The sequence below is a fragment of the Enterobacter sp. JBIWA003 genome, assembly GCF_019968825.1.
Lineage (GTDB): Bacteria > Pseudomonadota > Gammaproteobacteria > Enterobacterales > Enterobacteriaceae > Enterobacter > Enterobacter quasiroggenkampii.
In genome coordinates, this window is sequence record NZ_CP074170.1 from 2321331 (window position 1) to 2338254 (window position 16924).

The 16924-nt window shown below is 56.6% G+C and carries 13 protein-coding genes; 2 read left to right on the forward strand and 11 right to left on the reverse strand.

The window, feature by feature from the left end; all coding sequences use genetic code 11:
- The 4 genes from KGP25_RS11205 to KGP25_RS11220 form a co-directional block, all read right to left on the reverse strand.
- On the reverse strand, nucleotides 1-1029 hold the full coding sequence (locus tag KGP25_RS11205; RefSeq protein WP_048030571.1) for a methionine synthase: 1029 nt from the start codon (nucleotides 1027-1029) through the stop codon (nucleotides 1-3).
- Between the two features lie 23 nt (nucleotides 1030-1052).
- Complete coding sequence (locus KGP25_RS11210; protein ID WP_021241378.1) at nucleotides 1053-2027, reverse strand: DUF1852 domain-containing protein; 975 nt, start codon at nucleotides 2025-2027, stop codon at nucleotides 1053-1055.
- Nucleotides 2028-2240: 213 nt separating this feature from the next.
- Nucleotides 2241-2924 carry a YrhA family protein gene (locus KGP25_RS11215; protein ID WP_223540451.1) on the reverse strand — a complete coding sequence of 228 codons (684 nt, stop codon included), beginning with the start codon at nucleotides 2922-2924 and terminating at the stop codon, nucleotides 2241-2243.
- Between the two features lie 10 nt (nucleotides 2925-2934).
- Entirely contained in the window at nucleotides 2935-4050 is a 1116-nt protein-coding gene (locus tag KGP25_RS11220) for a DUF6883 domain-containing protein (protein ID WP_223540452.1), read from the reverse strand.
- A 389-nt stretch (nucleotides 4051-4439) separates the two neighbouring features.
- Here KGP25_RS11220 and KGP25_RS11225 point away from each other — a divergent pair, with 389 nt between their 5' ends.
- The gene (locus KGP25_RS11225; RefSeq protein WP_128302211.1) at nucleotides 4440-4979 is read left to right on the forward strand and encodes a DUF2058 domain-containing protein; all 540 of its coding nucleotides are present in this window, start codon (nucleotides 4440-4442) and stop codon (nucleotides 4977-4979) included.
- Nucleotides 4980-4986: 7 nt separating this feature from the next.
- On the opposite strand, the gene KGP25_RS11230 is transcribed toward KGP25_RS11225, so the two are convergent.
- Both KGP25_RS11230 and azoR read right to left on the reverse strand, forming a co-directional pair.
- The gene (locus KGP25_RS11230) at nucleotides 4987-5673 is read right to left on the reverse strand and encodes an RluA family pseudouridine synthase (RefSeq protein WP_223540453.1); all 687 of its coding nucleotides are present in this window, start codon (nucleotides 5671-5673) and stop codon (nucleotides 4987-4989) included.
- 89 nt (nucleotides 5674-5762) lie between these two features.
- Nucleotides 5763-6368 (reverse strand): FMN-dependent NADH-azoreductase, encoded by a 606-nt coding sequence (azoR, locus tag KGP25_RS11235; protein ID WP_008502313.1) that lies wholly within the window; start codon nucleotides 6366-6368, stop codon nucleotides 5763-5765.
- Nucleotides 6369-6573: 205 nt separating this feature from the next.
- Between azoR and hrpA the strand changes: the two genes are divergently transcribed.
- Nucleotides 6574-10476, forward strand: a complete 3903-nt coding sequence (gene hrpA, locus KGP25_RS11240; RefSeq protein ID WP_223540454.1) for an ATP-dependent RNA helicase HrpA — start codon at nucleotides 6574-6576, stop codon at nucleotides 10474-10476.
- Between the two features lie 81 nt (nucleotides 10477-10557).
- On the opposite strand, the gene KGP25_RS11245 is transcribed toward hrpA, so the two are convergent.
- The 5 genes from KGP25_RS11245 to KGP25_RS11265 form a co-directional block, all read right to left on the reverse strand.
- A complete protein-coding gene (locus KGP25_RS11245; RefSeq protein WP_223540455.1) occupies nucleotides 10558-11217 on the reverse strand; it encodes an O-methyltransferase in 660 nt (219 codons plus the stop codon).
- An 84-nt stretch (nucleotides 11218-11301) separates the two neighbouring features.
- A complete protein-coding gene (locus KGP25_RS11250; RefSeq protein ID WP_223540456.1) occupies nucleotides 11302-12681 on the reverse strand; it encodes an efflux transporter outer membrane subunit in 1380 nt (459 codons plus the stop codon).
- On the reverse strand, nucleotides 12681-13760 hold the full coding sequence (locus KGP25_RS11255; protein WP_048223106.1) for an HlyD family secretion protein: 1080 nt from the start codon (nucleotides 13758-13760) through the stop codon (nucleotides 12681-12683). The genes KGP25_RS11250 and KGP25_RS11255 overlap by 1 nt, the downstream gene beginning before the upstream one ends.
- A 22-nt stretch (nucleotides 13761-13782) precedes the next feature.
- A complete protein-coding gene (locus tag KGP25_RS11260) occupies nucleotides 13783-15435 on the reverse strand; it encodes an MFS transporter (RefSeq protein WP_223540457.1) in 1653 nt (550 codons plus the stop codon).
- Between the two features lie 158 nt (nucleotides 15436-15593).
- Nucleotides 15594-16913: an MFS transporter gene (locus KGP25_RS11265; protein WP_046092563.1), complete on the reverse strand. Its 1320-nt coding sequence runs from the start codon at nucleotides 16911-16913 to the stop codon at nucleotides 15594-15596.
- Nucleotides 16914-16924 lie beyond the last annotated feature (11 nt).

Consider the following 16924-nt stretch of genomic DNA (forward strand, 5'->3'; position numbering starts at 1 on the left):
TTACGCGCCAAGCTCTTTGCGGATAATCTCAGCGCCCGCGCTTAAGGCTCTCAGCTTGCCGTTGGCCACCTGACGGGAGAGGGGAGCCATGCCGCAGTTGGTTGACGGATACAGCTTGTCTGCGTCAACAAACTGCAGCGCTTTACGCAGCGTATCGGCCACTTCCTCCGGCGTTTCAACCGTGTTGGTTGCTACGTCAATCGCGCCAACCATCACTTTTTTGCCGCGGATCAGCTCAAGCAGATCCATCGGCACGCGAGAGTTGTGGCACTCCAGGGAGATGATGTCGATGTTAGAGGTCTGCAGCTTAGGGAAGGCCTCTTCGTACTGGCGCCACTCGGATCCGAGCGTCTTTTTCCAGTCGGTATTGGCCTTGATGCCGTAGCCGTAGCAGATGTGGACCGCGGTCTCGCACTTAAGCCCTTCAATGGCGCGCTCCAGCGCGGCGATGCCCCAGTCGTTGACCTCATCAAAAAAGACGTTAAACGCCGGTTCATCGAACTGGATAATATCCACGCCTGCGGCCTCTAGCTCTCGCGCTTCCTGATTGAGGATTTTGGCGAATTCCCAGGCCAGCTTTTCTCGGCTTTTATAGTGCGCGTCGTACAGGGTGTCGATCATGGTCATTGGCCCCGGCAGAGCCCATTTGATCGGCTTGTCCGTGAGCTGGCGCAGGTACTTTGCATCGTCGACGAAGACCGGTTTCTGGCGCGCGACGGCGGAGACCACGGTTGGCACGCTCGCGTCATAGCGGTTACGAATGCGCACCGTCTGGCGGTTCTCAAAATCGACGCCGCTCAGGTGTTCAATAAAGGTGGTGACGAAATGCTGGCGGGTCTGTTCCCCGTCGCTGACGATATCGATTCCCGCGCGGATCTGCTCATCCAGAGACAGGCGCAGCGCATCCTGCTTGCCTGCCAGCAGTTCCTGATCCTGCAATTTCCAGGGTGACCAGAGCGTTTCAGGTTGCGCAAGCCAGGTCGGCTTAGGCAGGCTGCCAGCCGTTGAAGTCGGGAGCAATGTTTTCATAATAAAAGACCTTTTTTGATGTATTAAAGCGTGTAGTTATCAGACCACTGCTCAAGAATGTGTTTGTAAGGCTTAATGAAGTACTCTTCGGTAAATCGACCCTGTTCAATCGCCAGACGGCTTCGCTCTTCCCGGTCATACACAATTTTGGTTAAGGAGTGATCCTGTTGGTTCAGATCCGGTCGGTAGCACAGTCCGGCCGCCGAGTTGGCGTTATAAATTTCCGGGCGATAGATCTTCTGGAACGTCTCCATCGTGCTGATGGTGGCGATCAGTTCGAGATCGGTGTAGTCGCTCAGTAAATCCCCGGTAAAGAAGAACGCGAACGGCGCCACGCTGTGTTCCGGCATGAAGTAGCGCACGCTCAGGCCCATCTTCGCGAAGTACTGCTCCGTAAGCGATTCGCCATCCGGCTGGTACTCAACGCCCAGCACGGGGTGCTGGTTACCGGTGCGGCGATAGATATCTTTGCTGGAGACGCTCAGGCAAATCACCGGTCCTTTTGTGAAGTTCTCTTTGTATTCCGGTGAACTCACAAAATGGCGGAAGATATTGCCGTGCAGTTCGCCAAATTTTTCCGGAATGCTGAAGTGCTGCTGGTTCTTGTTGTGCTCCAGCAGCAGGACGCTGAAATCATAATCCCGCACGTAAGACGAGAAGTTATTCCCGACAATGCCAGGGATACGCTGGTTGTTTTTCTTGTCGACAATGGTGGTTTGCAGTATCTCAATGGCCGGGAACGGCTTTTCCGCGCCAATATTCAAATCGACAGAGATGATCTCAAGCTCAACCGCATAGCGATCGGCGTTTGGGTTATCCCAGCGCGCTAAAGCGTTAAAGCGGTTGTTGATCATCACCAGGGTATTGCGCAGGTTCTCCTGACGCTTTTCCCCGCGGGCCAGGTTGGCGAAGTTGGTGGTCGTACGCGTATTTTCTGACGGGTTGTAATTCTCATCGAAGCAACTGCGCTTAAGGGTATATGTGAAAGCTTTGCTCATTGTGGTTATGCATCCTAAGTTCATGTTGCTAAGAAGTTACCAATGCATAATTTATGCCTGAGCCCGCGGCGCAGGGGAAGTGACTTAATTTCAATGCAACATGAGGGAAGTTCATGAACGGACTGCGATGGTTATCTGCTTCGTGATTGTTCGGGCGGCGCTGGGAAGAAATAGGCTGGTTGCAATTACAACCAGCAATGGATGTTGCGGATTTCAGTTCATTGTATCAATCAGCGCGGACAACAATTCGCTGAAGTTAACATGTGATTCAATGGCAAATTCGGTAGATGCCTTATCACGGATCTCGAAACAGTCATCTTTGAAGTTGTAGGCAAACACGGACATAGCATCTTCACCAATGAGTACCTTGTCAGTAAGGTTTGGATCAACATAGATGTCGTTGTCACGTATTTCAACGTTTCGAATGTAGATATTCGACCATACGGGTTCACCGTTTTTCGCCTGCACCAGGCTGTACAGCGTCAAACCGTTATACTCAAACCCATCCATGATTGCGAACATACCAGAGTAGTCCCGCCGGTTAATCATCAGGCGTTGGATATCCTCGTAAACTCTTCTCTTCTGAGCATCCCATTCAGCAGGGGCGGCGTTGCGCATCAAATCTGCTATTACGTCTGGATCTACTGGGTTCGCTACGGGGAAATTATTGTCAACCAGCAATGTTTTAAGGATATTTGGGGTGAAATAACTCTTCAACTGAGCGGGAAGCAAAGCAGGCATTGCTATTGTTCTTCCTTCTTCGTCGCAAAACTCGACAAGATAGGCCAGCGTCGGGGTATTGAACACCATAACAATCGTACCAATAGTCCCCTTTACCAGCCCTTCATTCGGTAAATCCTCTCCTAAAACCACAACGTCTAATTCGGCTCTTTTCATTTGTATTTTCTCATTTAACGAATAGGGTTGTCAGGCGAGGAACTAACGCGTCTGTTTCATACATCCAGCCAGTACGCACGATCGCTGTTTCACCGTTGACACCTAAAATGGGCATTTCGACAGCCATTGTTTGACCGTAACTATTTGCCTGTAACACTTTTGCTGGGGCCAATAATATGCCTTCCTGAATTCTTGCGGCTAAAACATCTGCATTAGTTGGGTTGTATCCCAGCGCTGACTCAAACACTCGGGCTTTGTGTCCTCCAGTAGGATGTGTTGAATCTAAAGCATAAGCCGCGAGTTTTTTCGGGTCGACAACCGCGTGTTCAGCATTTACTAGTGTGCCGCTCTGAGAGGTGAAACCTTTTACATATGGGCTCTCAAGTGCTGGTATTTTACTGAACCCCGATATTTCATCTATTTCGCTTAAAGGATTTAACCTGCCCATTGTTAATCCTGCTGCAACGGAGGCGCTCGCAATGATTAACCCTTTGTTGTTCATGACTTGCTCATAACCTGCTGGAGCATCTCCGCCAAGCTGCAGCGCGGTTTCATGAAACCCTGTAATATTGCCGTTATAAATACCACCCGCGGCGAGCAGACGACCAACAGCTTTATTGTTCAGCGTTTTCTCCGACGGTGCAGTGGTTGGCGCGTAATAATCATAATGCATCCGTTGAGTAGGAGCAGGCTTCCTGCCTTGCCGATCGGCAATAACGTGCCGGTAGGCACTCAGGATTTCGTCCTTATACCATGCATGCCACGATGAGGAAGTAGGGGTAAAAATTAGCTCGCCGTTATTGTCGATATAAAATGGGTTCCGGTCGCTGCTCCAGCGCCTGGAGGTATCCACACCAACAAGCCAACCAATTTTCAGCTCGTGTTTTACTTCGTCATAAATGGGATCTGCGTCGCTGCGATACCTGCGTTCATACGGTCTTTGATGTGGGGATACGCTATATTTTTTCTTGGGGAGACCAAAAGTAAGACTGTGACCGTTCGCTTCATAAGAGAGATCGTAATAAATACATGCCTCTCTCAGCGAGCCCGCAGGCGTCAGAATATATTGAAAATCTTCAGGGTCTAATCGCCGTGTTAATTCATGTGACCTGTAGAGTCGAAACATATGAAATCCTTATCCTTTATTTTTGTGTGGATTCTCCGCCTCGACAGTTTAAAAATCAACCGATGAACACAGTGAATATTCAACAATTCAGTGCTGATCATGAATAGAAGCAGACAAAAAATGTAAATTACAGTCTCCTGAAATGCGCTATGAATATGCCAACGCCTGTAGTGGGTACAGATATAAACCTCACATCATATTTATGAACGGCTCATTTTTTAAGAAAATGACCTGGTGATTTTTAACCACTATTCACGCATTACCATTCGTAGAAGCTGCATGAAGAATGAACCAGACTCCGGCAGCAAAACGCCATGCCTACTGCTCTGGCACACGCTCTGCAATTCCCGCTATAATCCCCAAAATTTCCAACCGGTTTAGAAACAATCATGACAAAACTCACCTTACAAGAGCAGATGCTGAAAGCGGGCCTCGTCAGCAGCAAGAAAGCGGCGAAAGTGCAGCGTACGGCAAAGAAATCACGCGTTCAGGCGCGTGAGGCTCGGGAAGCGGTAGAAGAGAACAAGAAGGCGCAGATCGAGCGTGATAAGCTGCTGAGCGAGCAGCAGAAGCAGGCCGTGCTGGCGAAAGAGTTTAAGGCGCAGGTGAAGCAGCTGATTGAGATGAACCGCATCACCGTGGCGAAAGGCAACATCAGCTTTAACTTTACCGACGGTACGCTGATTAAAAAGATTGAAGTCGATAAGCAAACGCAGACCCAGCTGATCAACGGCCGTCTGGCGATTGCTCGCCTGGTGCTCAATGCTAACGGTGACTGCGACTACGCGATCATTCCGGCAGTGGTGGCCGATAAAATTGCCCAGCGCGATGCCGACAGCATCGTGTTAAATAGCGCGCTCAGCCAGGAAGAGCAGGACGAAGACGATCCGTACGCGGACTTCAAAATCCCTGACGATTTGATGTGGTAAACCGCGTTCAGAACGGGGCGGCGTGACGGGCGTTAACCGGCTCGCCGCTCACGGGATGAATAAAATTCAGCTCGCAGGCATGCAGCATCAGCCGGGGCGCTTCCTCAGCACCCGGCACGTCAAGACCGCCATACAGATCGCACCCCAGAATCGAGTGCCCCAGTTGCTGGCAGTGAATACGCAGCTGATGGGTTCGCCCGGTCTCCGGGATCAGTTTCACCCGTGTTAACGGTAATCCCGCCCCCTGATAAAACCGTTCCACAACCTGGTAGCGGGAGCGGGCGGGTTTCCCGGTAATGGCGCAGATCGACATCAGCGGGAACAGCGCCGGGTCTTTGGCAATCGGCGCATCAATGACCCCTTCATCATTTTCCACGTGGCCGCAAAGCAGGGCGCAGTAGACTTTCTCCACGTTGCGCTGGCTAAACTGCTGGCACAGTGCCGCGTTGATGGCCTTATTGCGCGCAACCACCATCAGCCCGGACGTACCAAAATCCAGACGGTGCACCAGCGTGCAGCCCGGGAACGTCTGGACCAGACGATAATGGACGGAATCAAGGTTTTGCGGATTTTTGCCCGAGAGGCTGAGCAGGCCGGAAGGCTTGTCGATCAGCAGCAGATGTTCATCCTGCCAGAGGATCTGAATGTCATCGTGACACGGTGGGGCAATAAAAGAATCAATAATCGCAGACATCAGGCCGCCCGGCTGGAGAGTGGGAGCGGATGATAACGAAATGCGGGGAAAAGAAAAACCCTCCCACCGGGCGGTGAGAGGGTGAAGTCTTACGCTGCAACCAGGCTGTCGATGGCGGCTTTCGCGTCGGTCTGCGCTTTGGTCGCCACTTCAGGACCGTAAGCGATACCTTCCGCGAACACGAAGTTCACGTCAGTGATGCCGATGAAGCCCAGGAACAGGCTCAGGTACGGTGCAACCAGGTCGGTTGGGGTGTCTTTATGGATACCGCCACGGCTGGTCAGTACGATCGCACGCTTGCCTTTCACCAGACCTTCCGGGCCGTTCTCGGTGTAACGGAAGGTTACGCCAGCGCGCGCCACCAGGTCGAAGTAGTTCTTCAGCTGGGTTGGGATGTTGAAGTTGTACATTGGGGCGTTGATGACGATAACGTCATGCGCCTGCAGCTCAGCAATCAGCTCGTCGGACAGGGCCAGGGCTTCCTGCTGGCGTGGAGACAGCGGTGCATCGCTTGGGCGCAGCGCGCCAACCAGCTCGCCATCCAGCACAGGAATTGGGTTTGCAGCCAGGTCACGCACGGTGATTTCGTCCGCAGAATGCTGTTCACGCCACTGTTCAACGAAGTAATCAGACAGCTGACCAGACTGAGAGTACCCTGCCAGAATACTGGATTTCAAAACTAATACTTTGCTCATGGGTGATTCCTGTTGTTGCATTTGATTGAAGGGGGTTGCCCCGTTGCTTGTTGACACTCTATTCACAATCCTGCCACAGAGATAGCGCAATATATCGAAGCCTATGTTCGAATTTTTTGAATAAGGCGCAAAAGGCGTCAGTGTGGTACTCTATAGCAATCATTAAAAAGAGAGTTTATCAGGGCGTGTACGGCCCTTTAACGCTATGACAGAACAACAAAAATTCACCTTCCCGATGCTCCTGCAACAGCTCGATTCTCTGACGCTGCGCGACAAACAGCGCTTCGCCCGCCGTCTGCACGGCGTCAAGAAGGTTAAAAATCCTGATGCACAACAGGCCATTTACCAGGAGATGGCGAAAGAGATTGAACAGGCAGCAGGGAAGGTTGTGCTGCGCGAAGCTGCGCGCCCGGCGATTACCTACCCGGAAAACCTGCCCGTCAGCCAGAAGAAACAGGACATTCTTGAGGCCGTCCGCGACCACCAGGTGGTGATTGTCGCGGGTGAAACCGGTTCGGGGAAAACCACCCAGCTGCCGAAAATCTGTATGGAGCTGGGCCGCGGGATCAAAGGCCTGATTGGCCACACCCAGCCGCGTCGTCTGGCGGCGCGCACCGTTGCCAACCGTATCGCCGAAGAGCTGCAGACGGAGCCGGGCGGCTGCATCGGCTACAAGGTACGTTTCAGCGATCACGTTAGCGACAACACCATGGTCAAACTGATGACCGACGGTATTCTGCTGGCGGAAATTCAGCAGGATCGCCTGCTGATGCAGTATGACACCATCATCATTGACGAAGCGCACGAGCGCAGCCTGAACATCGACTTCCTGCTCGGCTACCTGAAAGAACTGCTGCCGCGTCGCCCGGATCTGAAAGTGATCATCACCTCCGCGACCATCGACCCGGAGCGCTTCTCGAAGCACTTCAACAATGCGCCGATTATCGAGGTGTCAGGTCGCACGTATCCCGTGGAAGTGCGCTATCGCCCGATTGTGGAAGAGGCGGATGATACCGAGCGCGACCAGCTGCAGGCCATTTTTGATGCCGTTGACGAGCTGGGTAACGAAAGCGCAGGTGACATTCTGATCTTCATGAGCGGCGAACGCGAAATTCGCGATACCGCCGATGCGCTCAGCAAGCGCGACCTGCGCCACACCGAGATCCTGCCGCTGTATGCCCGCCTGTCCAACAGCGAACAGAACCGCGTCTTCCAGCCGCACAGCGGACGCCGCATCGTCCTGGCGACCAACGTGGCGGAAACCTCGCTCACCGTGCCGGGCATTAAATACGTGATCGATCCGGGTACGGCGCGCATCAGCCGCTACAGCTACCGTACCAAGGTTCAGCGGCTGCCGATTGAGCCCGTTTCGCAGGCGTCTGCTAACCAGCGTAAGGGCCGCTGTGGCCGCGTGTCGGAAGGGATCTGTATTCGTCTCTATTCCGAAGACGATTTCCTGTCGCGTCCGGAATTTACCGACCCGGAAATTCTGCGCACCAACCTGGCGTCCGTTATCCTGCAGATGACCGCCCTGGGGCTGGGCGACATCGCGGCGTTTCCGTTCGTCGAAGCGCCGGATAAACGCAACATCCAGGACGGCGTGCGTCTGCTGGAAGAGCTCGGGGCGATCACCACCGACGAGCAGGCGACGGTCTACAAGCTGACGCCGCTGGGTCGCCAGCTCAGCCAGCTGCCGGTCGACCCGCGTCTGGCACGCATGGTGCTGGAAGCGCAAAAGCACGGCTGCGTGCGCGAGGCGATGATCATTACCTCGGCGCTCTCCATTCAGGATCCGCGCGAGCGTCCGATGGACAAACAGCAGGCGTCGGACGAAAAGCACCGCCGCTTCCACGATAAAGAGTCCGATTTCCTCGCCTTTGTGAACCTGTGGAACTACCTCGGCGAGCAGCAGAAGGCGCTCTCCTCGAATCAGTTCCGCCGTCAGTGCCGCGTAGATTTCCTCAACTACCTGCGCGTGCGCGAGTGGCAGGATATCTACACCCAGCTGCGCCAGGTGGTGAAAGAGCTGGGCATTCCGGTCAACAGTGAACCGGCGGAGTACCGCGAAGTTCATATCGCGCTGCTGACCGGCCTGCTGTCCCACATTGGGATGAAGGACGCCGAGAAGCAGGAGTATACCGGTGCGCGTAACGCCCGTTTCGCCATCTTCCCCGGTTCCGGACTGTTCAAGAAGCCGCCAAAGTGGACCATGGTCGCGGAGCTGGTGGAAACCAGCCGCCTGTGGGGACGCATTGCCGCACGTATCGATCCGGAATGGGTGGAGCCGGTGGCGCAGCATCTGCTCAAGCGCTCGTACAGTGAACCGCACTGGGAGCGCGCGCAGGGCGCGGTGATGGCGACCGAAAAAGTGACCGTTTACGGCCTGCCGGTGGTCGCCGCGCGTAAGGTCAACTACAGTCAGATCGATCCGGCCCTGTGCCGCGAGCTGTTTATCCGCCACGCGCTGGTGGAGGGCGACTGGCAGACGCGCCACGCCTTCTTCCGTGAAAACCTGAAGCTGCGTGCTGAAGTGGAAGAGCTGGAGCATAAATCGCGCCGCCGCGACATTCTGGTGGATGATGAAGCGCTGTTCGAGTTTTATGACCAGCGCATCAGCCACGACGTCATCTCCGCTCGCCATTTCGACAGCTGGTGGAAGAAGGCCAGCAAAGAGACGCCGGACCTGCTCAACTTTGAAAAGAGCATGCTGATTAAAGAGGGCGCGGAGTCGGTCAGCAAACTCGACTACCCGAACTTCTGGCATCAGGGCAACCTCAAGCTGCGTCTGACCTATCAGTTTGAGCCGGGGGCAGACGCGGACGGCGTGACCGTCCACATTCCGCTGCCGCTGTTAAACCAGGTGGATGAGAGCGGGTTCGAGTGGCAAATCCCCGGCCTGCGTCGCGAGCTGGTGATTGCGCTGATCAAATCCCTGCCGAAACCGGTTCGCCGCAACTTTGTGCCTGCGCCAAACTACGCGGAAGCGTTTTTGGGCCGCGTCACACCGCTGGAGCTGCCGCTGCTGGACGCGCTGGAGCGTGAGTTCCGCCGCATGACCGGAACGACCATCGACCGCGACGACTGGAACTGGGATCAGGTGCCCGATCACCTGAAAATCAGCTTCCGCGTGGTGGACGATAAAAATAAAAAGCTGCTGGAAGGGCGTTCCCTGAGCGAGCTGAAAGAGGCGCTGAAAGGCAAAGTCCAGGAGACGCTCTCTGCGGTGGCCGACGACGGCATCGAGCAGAGCGGGCTGCACATCTGGAGCTTTGGCCAACTTCCGGAAAGCTACGAGCAGAAGCGCGGCAACTATAAGGTGAAAGCCTGGCCTGCGCTGGTGGACGAGCGCGACAGCGTGGCGATCAAACTGTTTGATAACCCGCAGGAACAGCAGCAGATGATGTGGCGCGGGCTGCGTCGCCTGCTGCTGCTCAACATCCCGTCGCCGATCAAGTATCTGCATGAGAAGCTGCCGAACAAGGCCAAGCTGGGGCTCTACTTTAACCCGTACGGCAAAGTGCTGGATCTGATTGACGACTGCATCTCCTGCGGCGTGGACAAACTGATCCACGAGGCGGGCGGCCCGGTCTGGACGGAAGAGGGCTTTGCCCAGCTGCATGAAAAGGTGCGCGCGGAGCTGAACGACACCGTGGTGGAGATTGCCAAACAGGTCGAGCAGATCCTCACCACCGTGTTCAATATCAACAAGCGTCTGAAAGGGCGCGTGGATATGACCATGGCGCTGGGGCTGTCTGACGTGAAGGCGCAGATGGCGGGGCTGGTTTACCGCGGCTTTGTCACCGGCAACGGATTCAATCGTCTTGGCGATACGCTGCGCTATCTGCAGGCGATTGAAAAACGGCTGGAGAAAATGGCTATCGACCCGCACCGCGACCGTGCGCAGATGCTGAAAGTGGAGAGCGTGCAGCAGGCGTGGCAGCAGTGGCTGAACAAGCTGCCGCCAGCGCGCCGCGACGATGAAGACGTGCAGGCGATCCGCTGGATGATCGAGGAGCTGCGCGTCAGCTTCTTTGCCCAGCAGCTCGGTACGCCGTATCCGATTTCGGATAAGCGTATCCTGCAGGCGATGGAGCAGATTTCCGGTTAAACCCTTGCCCGGTGTCGCTGCGCTTACCGGGCCTACGGGAGAACGGGTAGGCCGGGTAAGGCGTAGCCGCCACCCGGCTGGTTATCGTTCTACAATCGCCAGCGTAAACCCATCCCAACCCTTAATCCCCACCGTTTGCAGCGCGGTGGCGGTTAAGCGCGGGTTATCCCCCATCATCTCAATAAAACGCCGCACGCCCAGCACGCGCGCGTCGTCGCTTTCCCCGTTGATTACCTCGCCGTCACGCACCACGTTATCGCCGATAATTACCGTGCCGGGGCGGGAGTAGTGCAGCGCCCATTCCAGATAGCCGGGATTGTTTGGCTTATCGGCATCAATAAAGATCAGGTCGAACGGCGGAACCTCACCGAAATTCTCCAGCGAGCTCAGGGCCGGGCCTTCAATTAATTCAATACGTTCGTCTAGCCCCGCGAGGTGAATATTCTGGCGGGCAACCCCGGCATGCGTCGGATCGGCCTCAAGCGTAATCAGCTTACCGTCCGGCGGCAGCGCACGCGCCATCCAGATTGAGCTGTAGGCACCCAGCGTCCCAATCTCAAGAATGCGTCTTGCCTGCGTCATGCGCACGAACAGCGCCAGCAGCTGCCCCTGATTGGCCGCGACATCGTGTTCGGGTAGTCCGGCGCGTTTGTTGTTTTCCAGCACCTGATGCAGTACGTCATCGTCAGGAATCAGCGAAGAAATCATGAAATTATCAACTGCAGACCACTGTTGTTGCATAGATTGTCTCCTGAGGGGGAATCGCCGGGTGGCGGCTGCGCCTTACCCGGCCTACGTGACGAAATCCAGGCCCGTTAAGCGCCTTCAGACATTGACCCAGCCGCCGCCCAGCGCTTTATACAAATCAATCTGCGCCAGCAGCAGGTTATTTTTCACCTGCACGACGCTGGTCTGGACCGAGAACAGCGTGCGCTGCGCGTCCAGCACGTCAAGATAGGAGGAATAACCGTTGCGATAGCGATTCTGCGCAATGCGCAGCGTCTCCTGCGCCACATCCTGCTGGGCAAGCAGCTCCGTCAGCTGTTCCTGATAGCGACTTATCGCATCAAGGCTGTTGTTCACTTCGGCAAACGCGTTACGCACGGTTTTTTCATAGGCGTACAACGCCTGGTTACGCTGGGACTGGGAAATGTCCACCTGCGCATTCAGCGCCTGGCGGTTCAGCAGCGGGGCGAGAATACTGCCCCCGACGCTCCAGAGCTGAAGCGGGTTGTCCAGCAGGCCGGATAGGGTGCGATCCTGAACCGATCCGCTGGCGGTCAGGTTGATCGACGGCAGCAGGCTGGCGCGCGACGCCGCGAGCGAGGCATCCGCCGCCACCAGCTGGCGTTCGGCCTGGACGATATCCGGGCGGCGGTTCAGGAGCGCAGAAGGCAGCTGCGACGGCAGCGTCAGCGGCGTCAGTGCCGCGAAGCTTGCGCTGCGCGCCACGTCGCCGGGGTTGCTTCCCAGCAGCAGGCTCAGGGCATTCTCCTGCTGTGCAATCTGGTGCTGCAGCACGGGCACCTGCGCCCGTGTTGAGCGAAGCTCGGAATCCGACTGCATCAGCTCCAGGCGCGAGCTGTAGCCCGTCTCAAACTGACGCTTCGCAAGATTAAACGCCTCTTCGCGCGATTTCAGCGTGGATTCGGTCACGCGCAGCTGTTCGTCAAGCGAGAGCAGGGTGACGTAGCCGGATGCAACGGACGAGGCAACGGTCAAATCCGCGGCCGCGGCGGCGGCTTTTTGCGCTGCCAGCGAGGCTTCGGCAGCGCGAGAGGTGCTGCGGTTGACGCCCCAGATATCCACGTCATAGCTCGCCGTCAGGCTCCCTCTGTACAGCGTGCCGTAAACCGGCAGCCCGGTCGCGGCGGATTGTGAACGGGCGCGCGTCCCGGTTACGCCTGCATCAAGCGAGGGAAACAGGCTGCCGTCGGCCGCATAGACCCGCGCCTGATACTCGTTAATTCGTTCGCGGGCGATCAGCACGTCGCTGTTATGCTGTAGCGCCTGGTCCACATAGCGGTTCAGGTGGTTGTCATGGAAATTACGCCACCAGAGCTGCTCCGTCGGGCTGGCAGGGCCGGAGACGGTGCGCCACTGGGTGGGGATGTGCAGCGTCGGCTGCGCTGGCTTGACGTCAACGGACTGGCATCCGGCCAGCATGACCGCCGCCACCAGCACGGCTATCGGGCGAAGGATCATTACTTCGCCTCCCGCGTATCAATGGTCACCTGTACCGACATACCCGGACGCAGCAGCGCGGAGTCTTCTGGCTTACCGAGCACCTCAATGCGCACCGGAATACGCTGGGCTATTTTGACAAAGTTGCCTGTGGCGTTGTCCGGCGTGATGGCGCTGAACTCCACGCCGGTTGCCGGGGAGATGCTCTCCACGCGTCCCTGATACGCTTTGTTGTTCAGGGCATCAACGGTGAATTTCACCGGCTGACCGACGCGCAGCTCCGCGAGCTGGGTTTCTTTAATGTTGGCGATGACCCAGTGCTGCGGCGGCACCAGGGTGGTGAGGTGCGTCCCGGCGGTCACGTAGGCCCCGAGACGCACGGCGATCTGGCCGAGCTGACCGTCACGCGGCGCCACAATGCGGGTGTTTTGCAGGTCAATCTGCGCCAGCTCCAGCGCCGCTTTGGCGTTTTCGACATCCGCCTCCAGCGCACCGCGGTTCACAATCACCGTCTGCAGATCCTGACGCGACATCTCAAGGGCAGCTTTCGCCTGGTCGATGTCGGCGCTACCCTGAGCGGCACTGGCCAGCGCCGCGTCGCGCTCGCGAATGGAAAGCGAGCCGTCAGACGTCAGCTCTTTCACCCGCTTTAAATCCGCCTGGCTTTTCAGGCTCTGCGCGCGGGCATTTTTCAGCGCCGCGTCATTTTTTGCGATCGTTGCTTCGGCGCTTTTACGCTGCTGCAGGTTGTTATTCAGGGCGGCAATTTTCATCGCCAGCTGCGCCTCGGCCTGGTGCACGCGCTGACGGTAGATACGGTCATCAATCTGCAGCAGCAGGTCACCTTTTTTGACCTGCACAAAGTCCTGAACCTTCACCTCGGTGATATAGCCGTTCACCTGCGGGCTGATAAACGTCGTCTGGCCGCGCACGTAGGCGTTATCGGTAAACTGCGCGTGACGGGTGAACGGCGGCAGTTGCCACGCATAAAGGATCACCAGTACGCCGACGATACCGATGGCTGCGGCGGTGAAAACGGAAACAATGCGCACATTTTTGCGGGTGTTGGCCTGCTCTTTGGCGGCATCCTGCTGACTCATAAACTCTCCAGAACTCTTTCAATTATTTGTTGCCGGTGGCGTTCTTCAGCGCCAGACGGGCAGTGATGCGCAGGCGCAGCAAGCGCCATAAAATCCAGACCAGCGTGGCGGCAGCGATGCTCGCCGTCAGCAGATAAGTATCGTTGTAAGCCAGAATATTCGCCTCCAGCGCGGTGACCGTTTGTAGCTGCGTTATCGCCTGGGTACCCAGCAGCGCGCTGTCGCCAATCAGGCTTTTGTACATTTGGGTATAAAGCTGAATTCGCTCGTTGACCAGCGGGTTGAGCGTGGTGAGCTGGTCCGCCAACAGGCTGGAGTGGTACTTCTCGCGCCAGGTCTGGAAGGTGCCGAGGATCGCGGAGCCCAGCAGGCCACCGAGGTTCTGGCTCATGCCAAACATTACCGAGAAGCTGACCAGGTTACGCGGGTCGGCGATCACCCCGCCAATGGCGGCCAGCATAGCGGGCGCCAGGAAGAAGGCGCTGCCGAAGCCCAGCAGGAACTGGCTTACCATCAGCTGATCCGGACGGGTCAGGTTGTTGGACTGGCTGTCCAGCAGCGAGGCAACAATCATCAGCGCCAGAGACGTGATGATTGGCCACGCCAGTTTCGTTGGCTTGATGGTGAGACAGCTGGTGACGATCCCACAGACGATCCCGGCGAAAATAGACCACGCCAGGTGCGTCATCTGCTCGTTCTGTAAGCCCACATACTGCAGCCAGCCGATGACGCCGGTGTTCTGCTCGGCCAGCACGATTCGGATCAGCAGCATAATTAGCCCCAGGCGGACGATGCTGCCGCTCGACAGCCAGCGGGTGTTCAGCAGCGGGTTGCTGCGGTTATGTTCAAAGACGATGGCTGCGACAATCAGTACCAGCGATAGCGCCAGCGACCAGCCGATCCACGGCGCTTCGAACCACCAGTCCAGACGGCCTAAAGAGAGCACGGCGCAGAGGAGGGCCATCCCGGGAGCCATTAAAAAGAAGGTGATAAAGTCTTTTTTCTCGAAGACCTTGCGCCGGTCGCCCGGCGGCAGTTTTAAGGCTATCACGCAGGCCAGGGAGATCAGCGCCAGCCCCAGCTCGAAGAAATAGAGCCCGCGCCACTCGTCCAGCTGCAGCAGCTCGGTCGAAAACAGGCGGGCCAGCGGGATGGCGAGCGACGATCCGGTGATGCCGATGGTCAGCGCCTTCAGGCGGTGCTTCGCAGGCCAGGCCTGGATTTGATAGTAAATCTCCAGCGAGCTGAGCGCGGCGGCCACCATGCCGTGCGCGGCGCGAACCATCAGCGCCGAGCTGAGATCGTTTACGAAAAGATGGAAGAAGGTGACCAGTACGTACAGCACCAGAAAACCTTCCGTAAAGGCGCGCAAACCGTACTGCTGGCGGAATTTCACCAGCAGCAGGTTGATGGAGATGTTGGTCATCACATAGACCGCGGGCAGCCAGGCGATTTCGGTGGACCAGGCCCCGAAAGTCCCCTGCAAATTTTGCAGGTTGGCGGTCACCACCGCATTCCCCAGCGCCCCCGTCAGGCAGACCAGCAGGCCCACGACGCCGTAGGCAATGCGTTTTGGCGTACTGTGTTCGGGCGTGGAGGGCGAACCCAACAGGGCGGGTTTCTCATGTGGCTGCCACTCGCGAGGAGCATAAGGGTCGCGTTCGGGCAGGCGCATAACGTCGTTTACCTTAGAAATGATTGAATAATTAGCGGGCTAGCGATTCTACGACTCCCGCAAATGATAATTCAAGTGAATATGATTTACGCATGTTAATCAAATGGTGAAGGGAAATTTAAGGAAAAAGAGCGGCCCGCAGGACGGGCCGGGAAGGGTCAGAGACGTTCGGGCTGCGCCTGGATGAGAGTGGCGCGCTTAACGCGGCTGGCGCAGAAAATCGCGATTAAAGAAATGGTCACCGTGACGGCAAGATACCAGGCCACCGGCACCCAGTCGCCGTCGTATTTTGCCAGCAGTCCGGTGGCAATCAACGGCGCGGTACCGCCAGCCAGCGCGGCACCCAATTGATAGCCGAGCGTAATGCCGGTGTAGCGCACGTTTGCACTAAAGATTTCAGAGCACAGCGTGCCGAGTACCGCGGTGACAGGTGCCCACAGCACGCCAAAGGCGATGACCGTCGCGAGCACGATACCCCATGTGGTGCCGGTATTGAGCAGCATAAACCACGGTACGATAAACAGGCCCAGCACGAAGACGCTGATCGCGTACATGCGCTGACGGCCTACCTTATCGGAGAGCAGCCCCATTAGCGGGATCATAATGGTCGCCACTAGCGCACCCAGCGTCACGGCTTCCAGCGCCTGCGATTTCTGATACGTCAGCGTGCTGGTGGCATAGCTCACCACGAAGGTCGAGAAAATATAGAACGGCGCGGTTTCAACCACCTTCAAACCGGCGGCAATCAGCACTTCACGCCAGTGATGTTTCAGCGTATCGCGCAGCGGAGCCTTAGCCACCTGACCGGACGCTTTGACTCGCTGAAAATCGGGCGTTTCATCAATATCTTTACGGATCCACAGGCCGAGCAACACCAGAACCGAGCTCAGCAGGAACGGGATGCGCCAGCCCCAGGAGAGGAAATCCGCCTCGCTGAACAGGGTCATCAGCGAAACGATAAAGGTTGCCATCAGCATGCCGATGGTGACGCCCGCCTGAGGAATACTGCCGAAGAAGCCTTTACGTTTTTCTGGCGCGTATTCATAGGCCAGCAGCAGCGCGCCGCCCCATTCACCGCCGATGCCCATCCCCTGAATGATGCGCATCAGGATCAGCAGCGCAGGCGCCCAGAGGCCAATCATCTCATACGTGGGCAGCAGGCCAATCATAACGGTTGCACCTCCCATCAAAGAGAGGGTCAGCACGAGGGTTTTTTTACGTCCGATGCGGTCGCCGATGTGGGCGAAAAGTACCCCACCAATGGGGCGAATAAAGAAGGTTAATGAGAAAGAGAGATAAGAGAGGATGAGTCCGATCACCGGATCGACCATCGGGAAAAAGATCTTATTGAAGACCAGCGCGGCCGCCGTACCGTAGAGAAAATAGTCAAACCATTCAATGGCGCTCCCGGTAAGGCTGGCGATTAACACCTTTTTATTTTTACGTAACACCGTCGTCGTACTTTCATGTTCTGTCATGACCTGAAACC

Bases quoted from the DNA above. Each gene is read 5' to 3' on its own strand.
- KGP25_RS11260 (WP_223540457.1), bottom strand. From the start codon at position 15,435: ATGCGCCTGCCCGAACGCGACCCTTATGCTCCTCGCGAGTGGCAGCCA.
- KGP25_RS11255 (WP_048223106.1), bottom strand. From the start codon at position 13,760: ATGAGTCAGCAGGATGCCGCCAAAGAGCAGGCCAACACCCGCAAAAAT.
- KGP25_RS11230 (WP_223540453.1), bottom strand. From the start codon at position 5,673: ATGTCTGCGATTATTGATTCTTTTATTGCCCCACCGTGTCACGATGAC.
- KGP25_RS11225 (WP_128302211.1), top strand. From the start codon at position 4,440: ATGACAAAACTCACCTTACAAGAGCAGATGCTGAAAGCGGGCCTCGTC.
- KGP25_RS11265 (WP_046092563.1), bottom strand. From the start codon at position 16,913: ATGACAGAACATGAAAGTACGACGACGGTGTTACGTAAAAATAAAAAG.
- KGP25_RS11215 (WP_223540451.1), bottom strand. From the start codon at position 2,924: ATGAAAAGAGCCGAATTAGACGTTGTGGTTTTAGGAGAGGATTTACCG.
- hrpA (WP_223540454.1), top strand. From the start codon at position 6,574: ATGACAGAACAACAAAAATTCACCTTCCCGATGCTCCTGCAACAGCTC.
- KGP25_RS11245 (WP_223540455.1), bottom strand. From the start codon at position 11,217: ATGCAACAACAGTGGTCTGCAGTTGATAATTTCATGATTTCTTCGCTG.
- azoR (WP_008502313.1), bottom strand. From the start codon at position 6,368: ATGAGCAAAGTATTAGTTTTGAAATCCAGTATTCTGGCAGGGTACTCT.
- KGP25_RS11250 (WP_223540456.1), bottom strand. From the start codon at position 12,681: ATGATCCTTCGCCCGATAGCCGTGCTGGTGGCGGCGGTCATGCTGGCC.
- KGP25_RS11220 (WP_223540452.1), bottom strand. From the start codon at position 4,050: ATGTTTCGACTCTACAGGTCACATGAATTAACACGGCGATTAGACCCT.
- KGP25_RS11210 (WP_021241378.1), bottom strand. From the start codon at position 2,027: ATGAGCAAAGCTTTCACATATACCCTTAAGCGCAGTTGCTTCGATGAG.
- KGP25_RS11205 (WP_048030571.1), bottom strand. From the start codon at position 1,029: ATGAAAACATTGCTCCCGACTTCAACGGCTGGCAGCCTGCCTAAGCCG.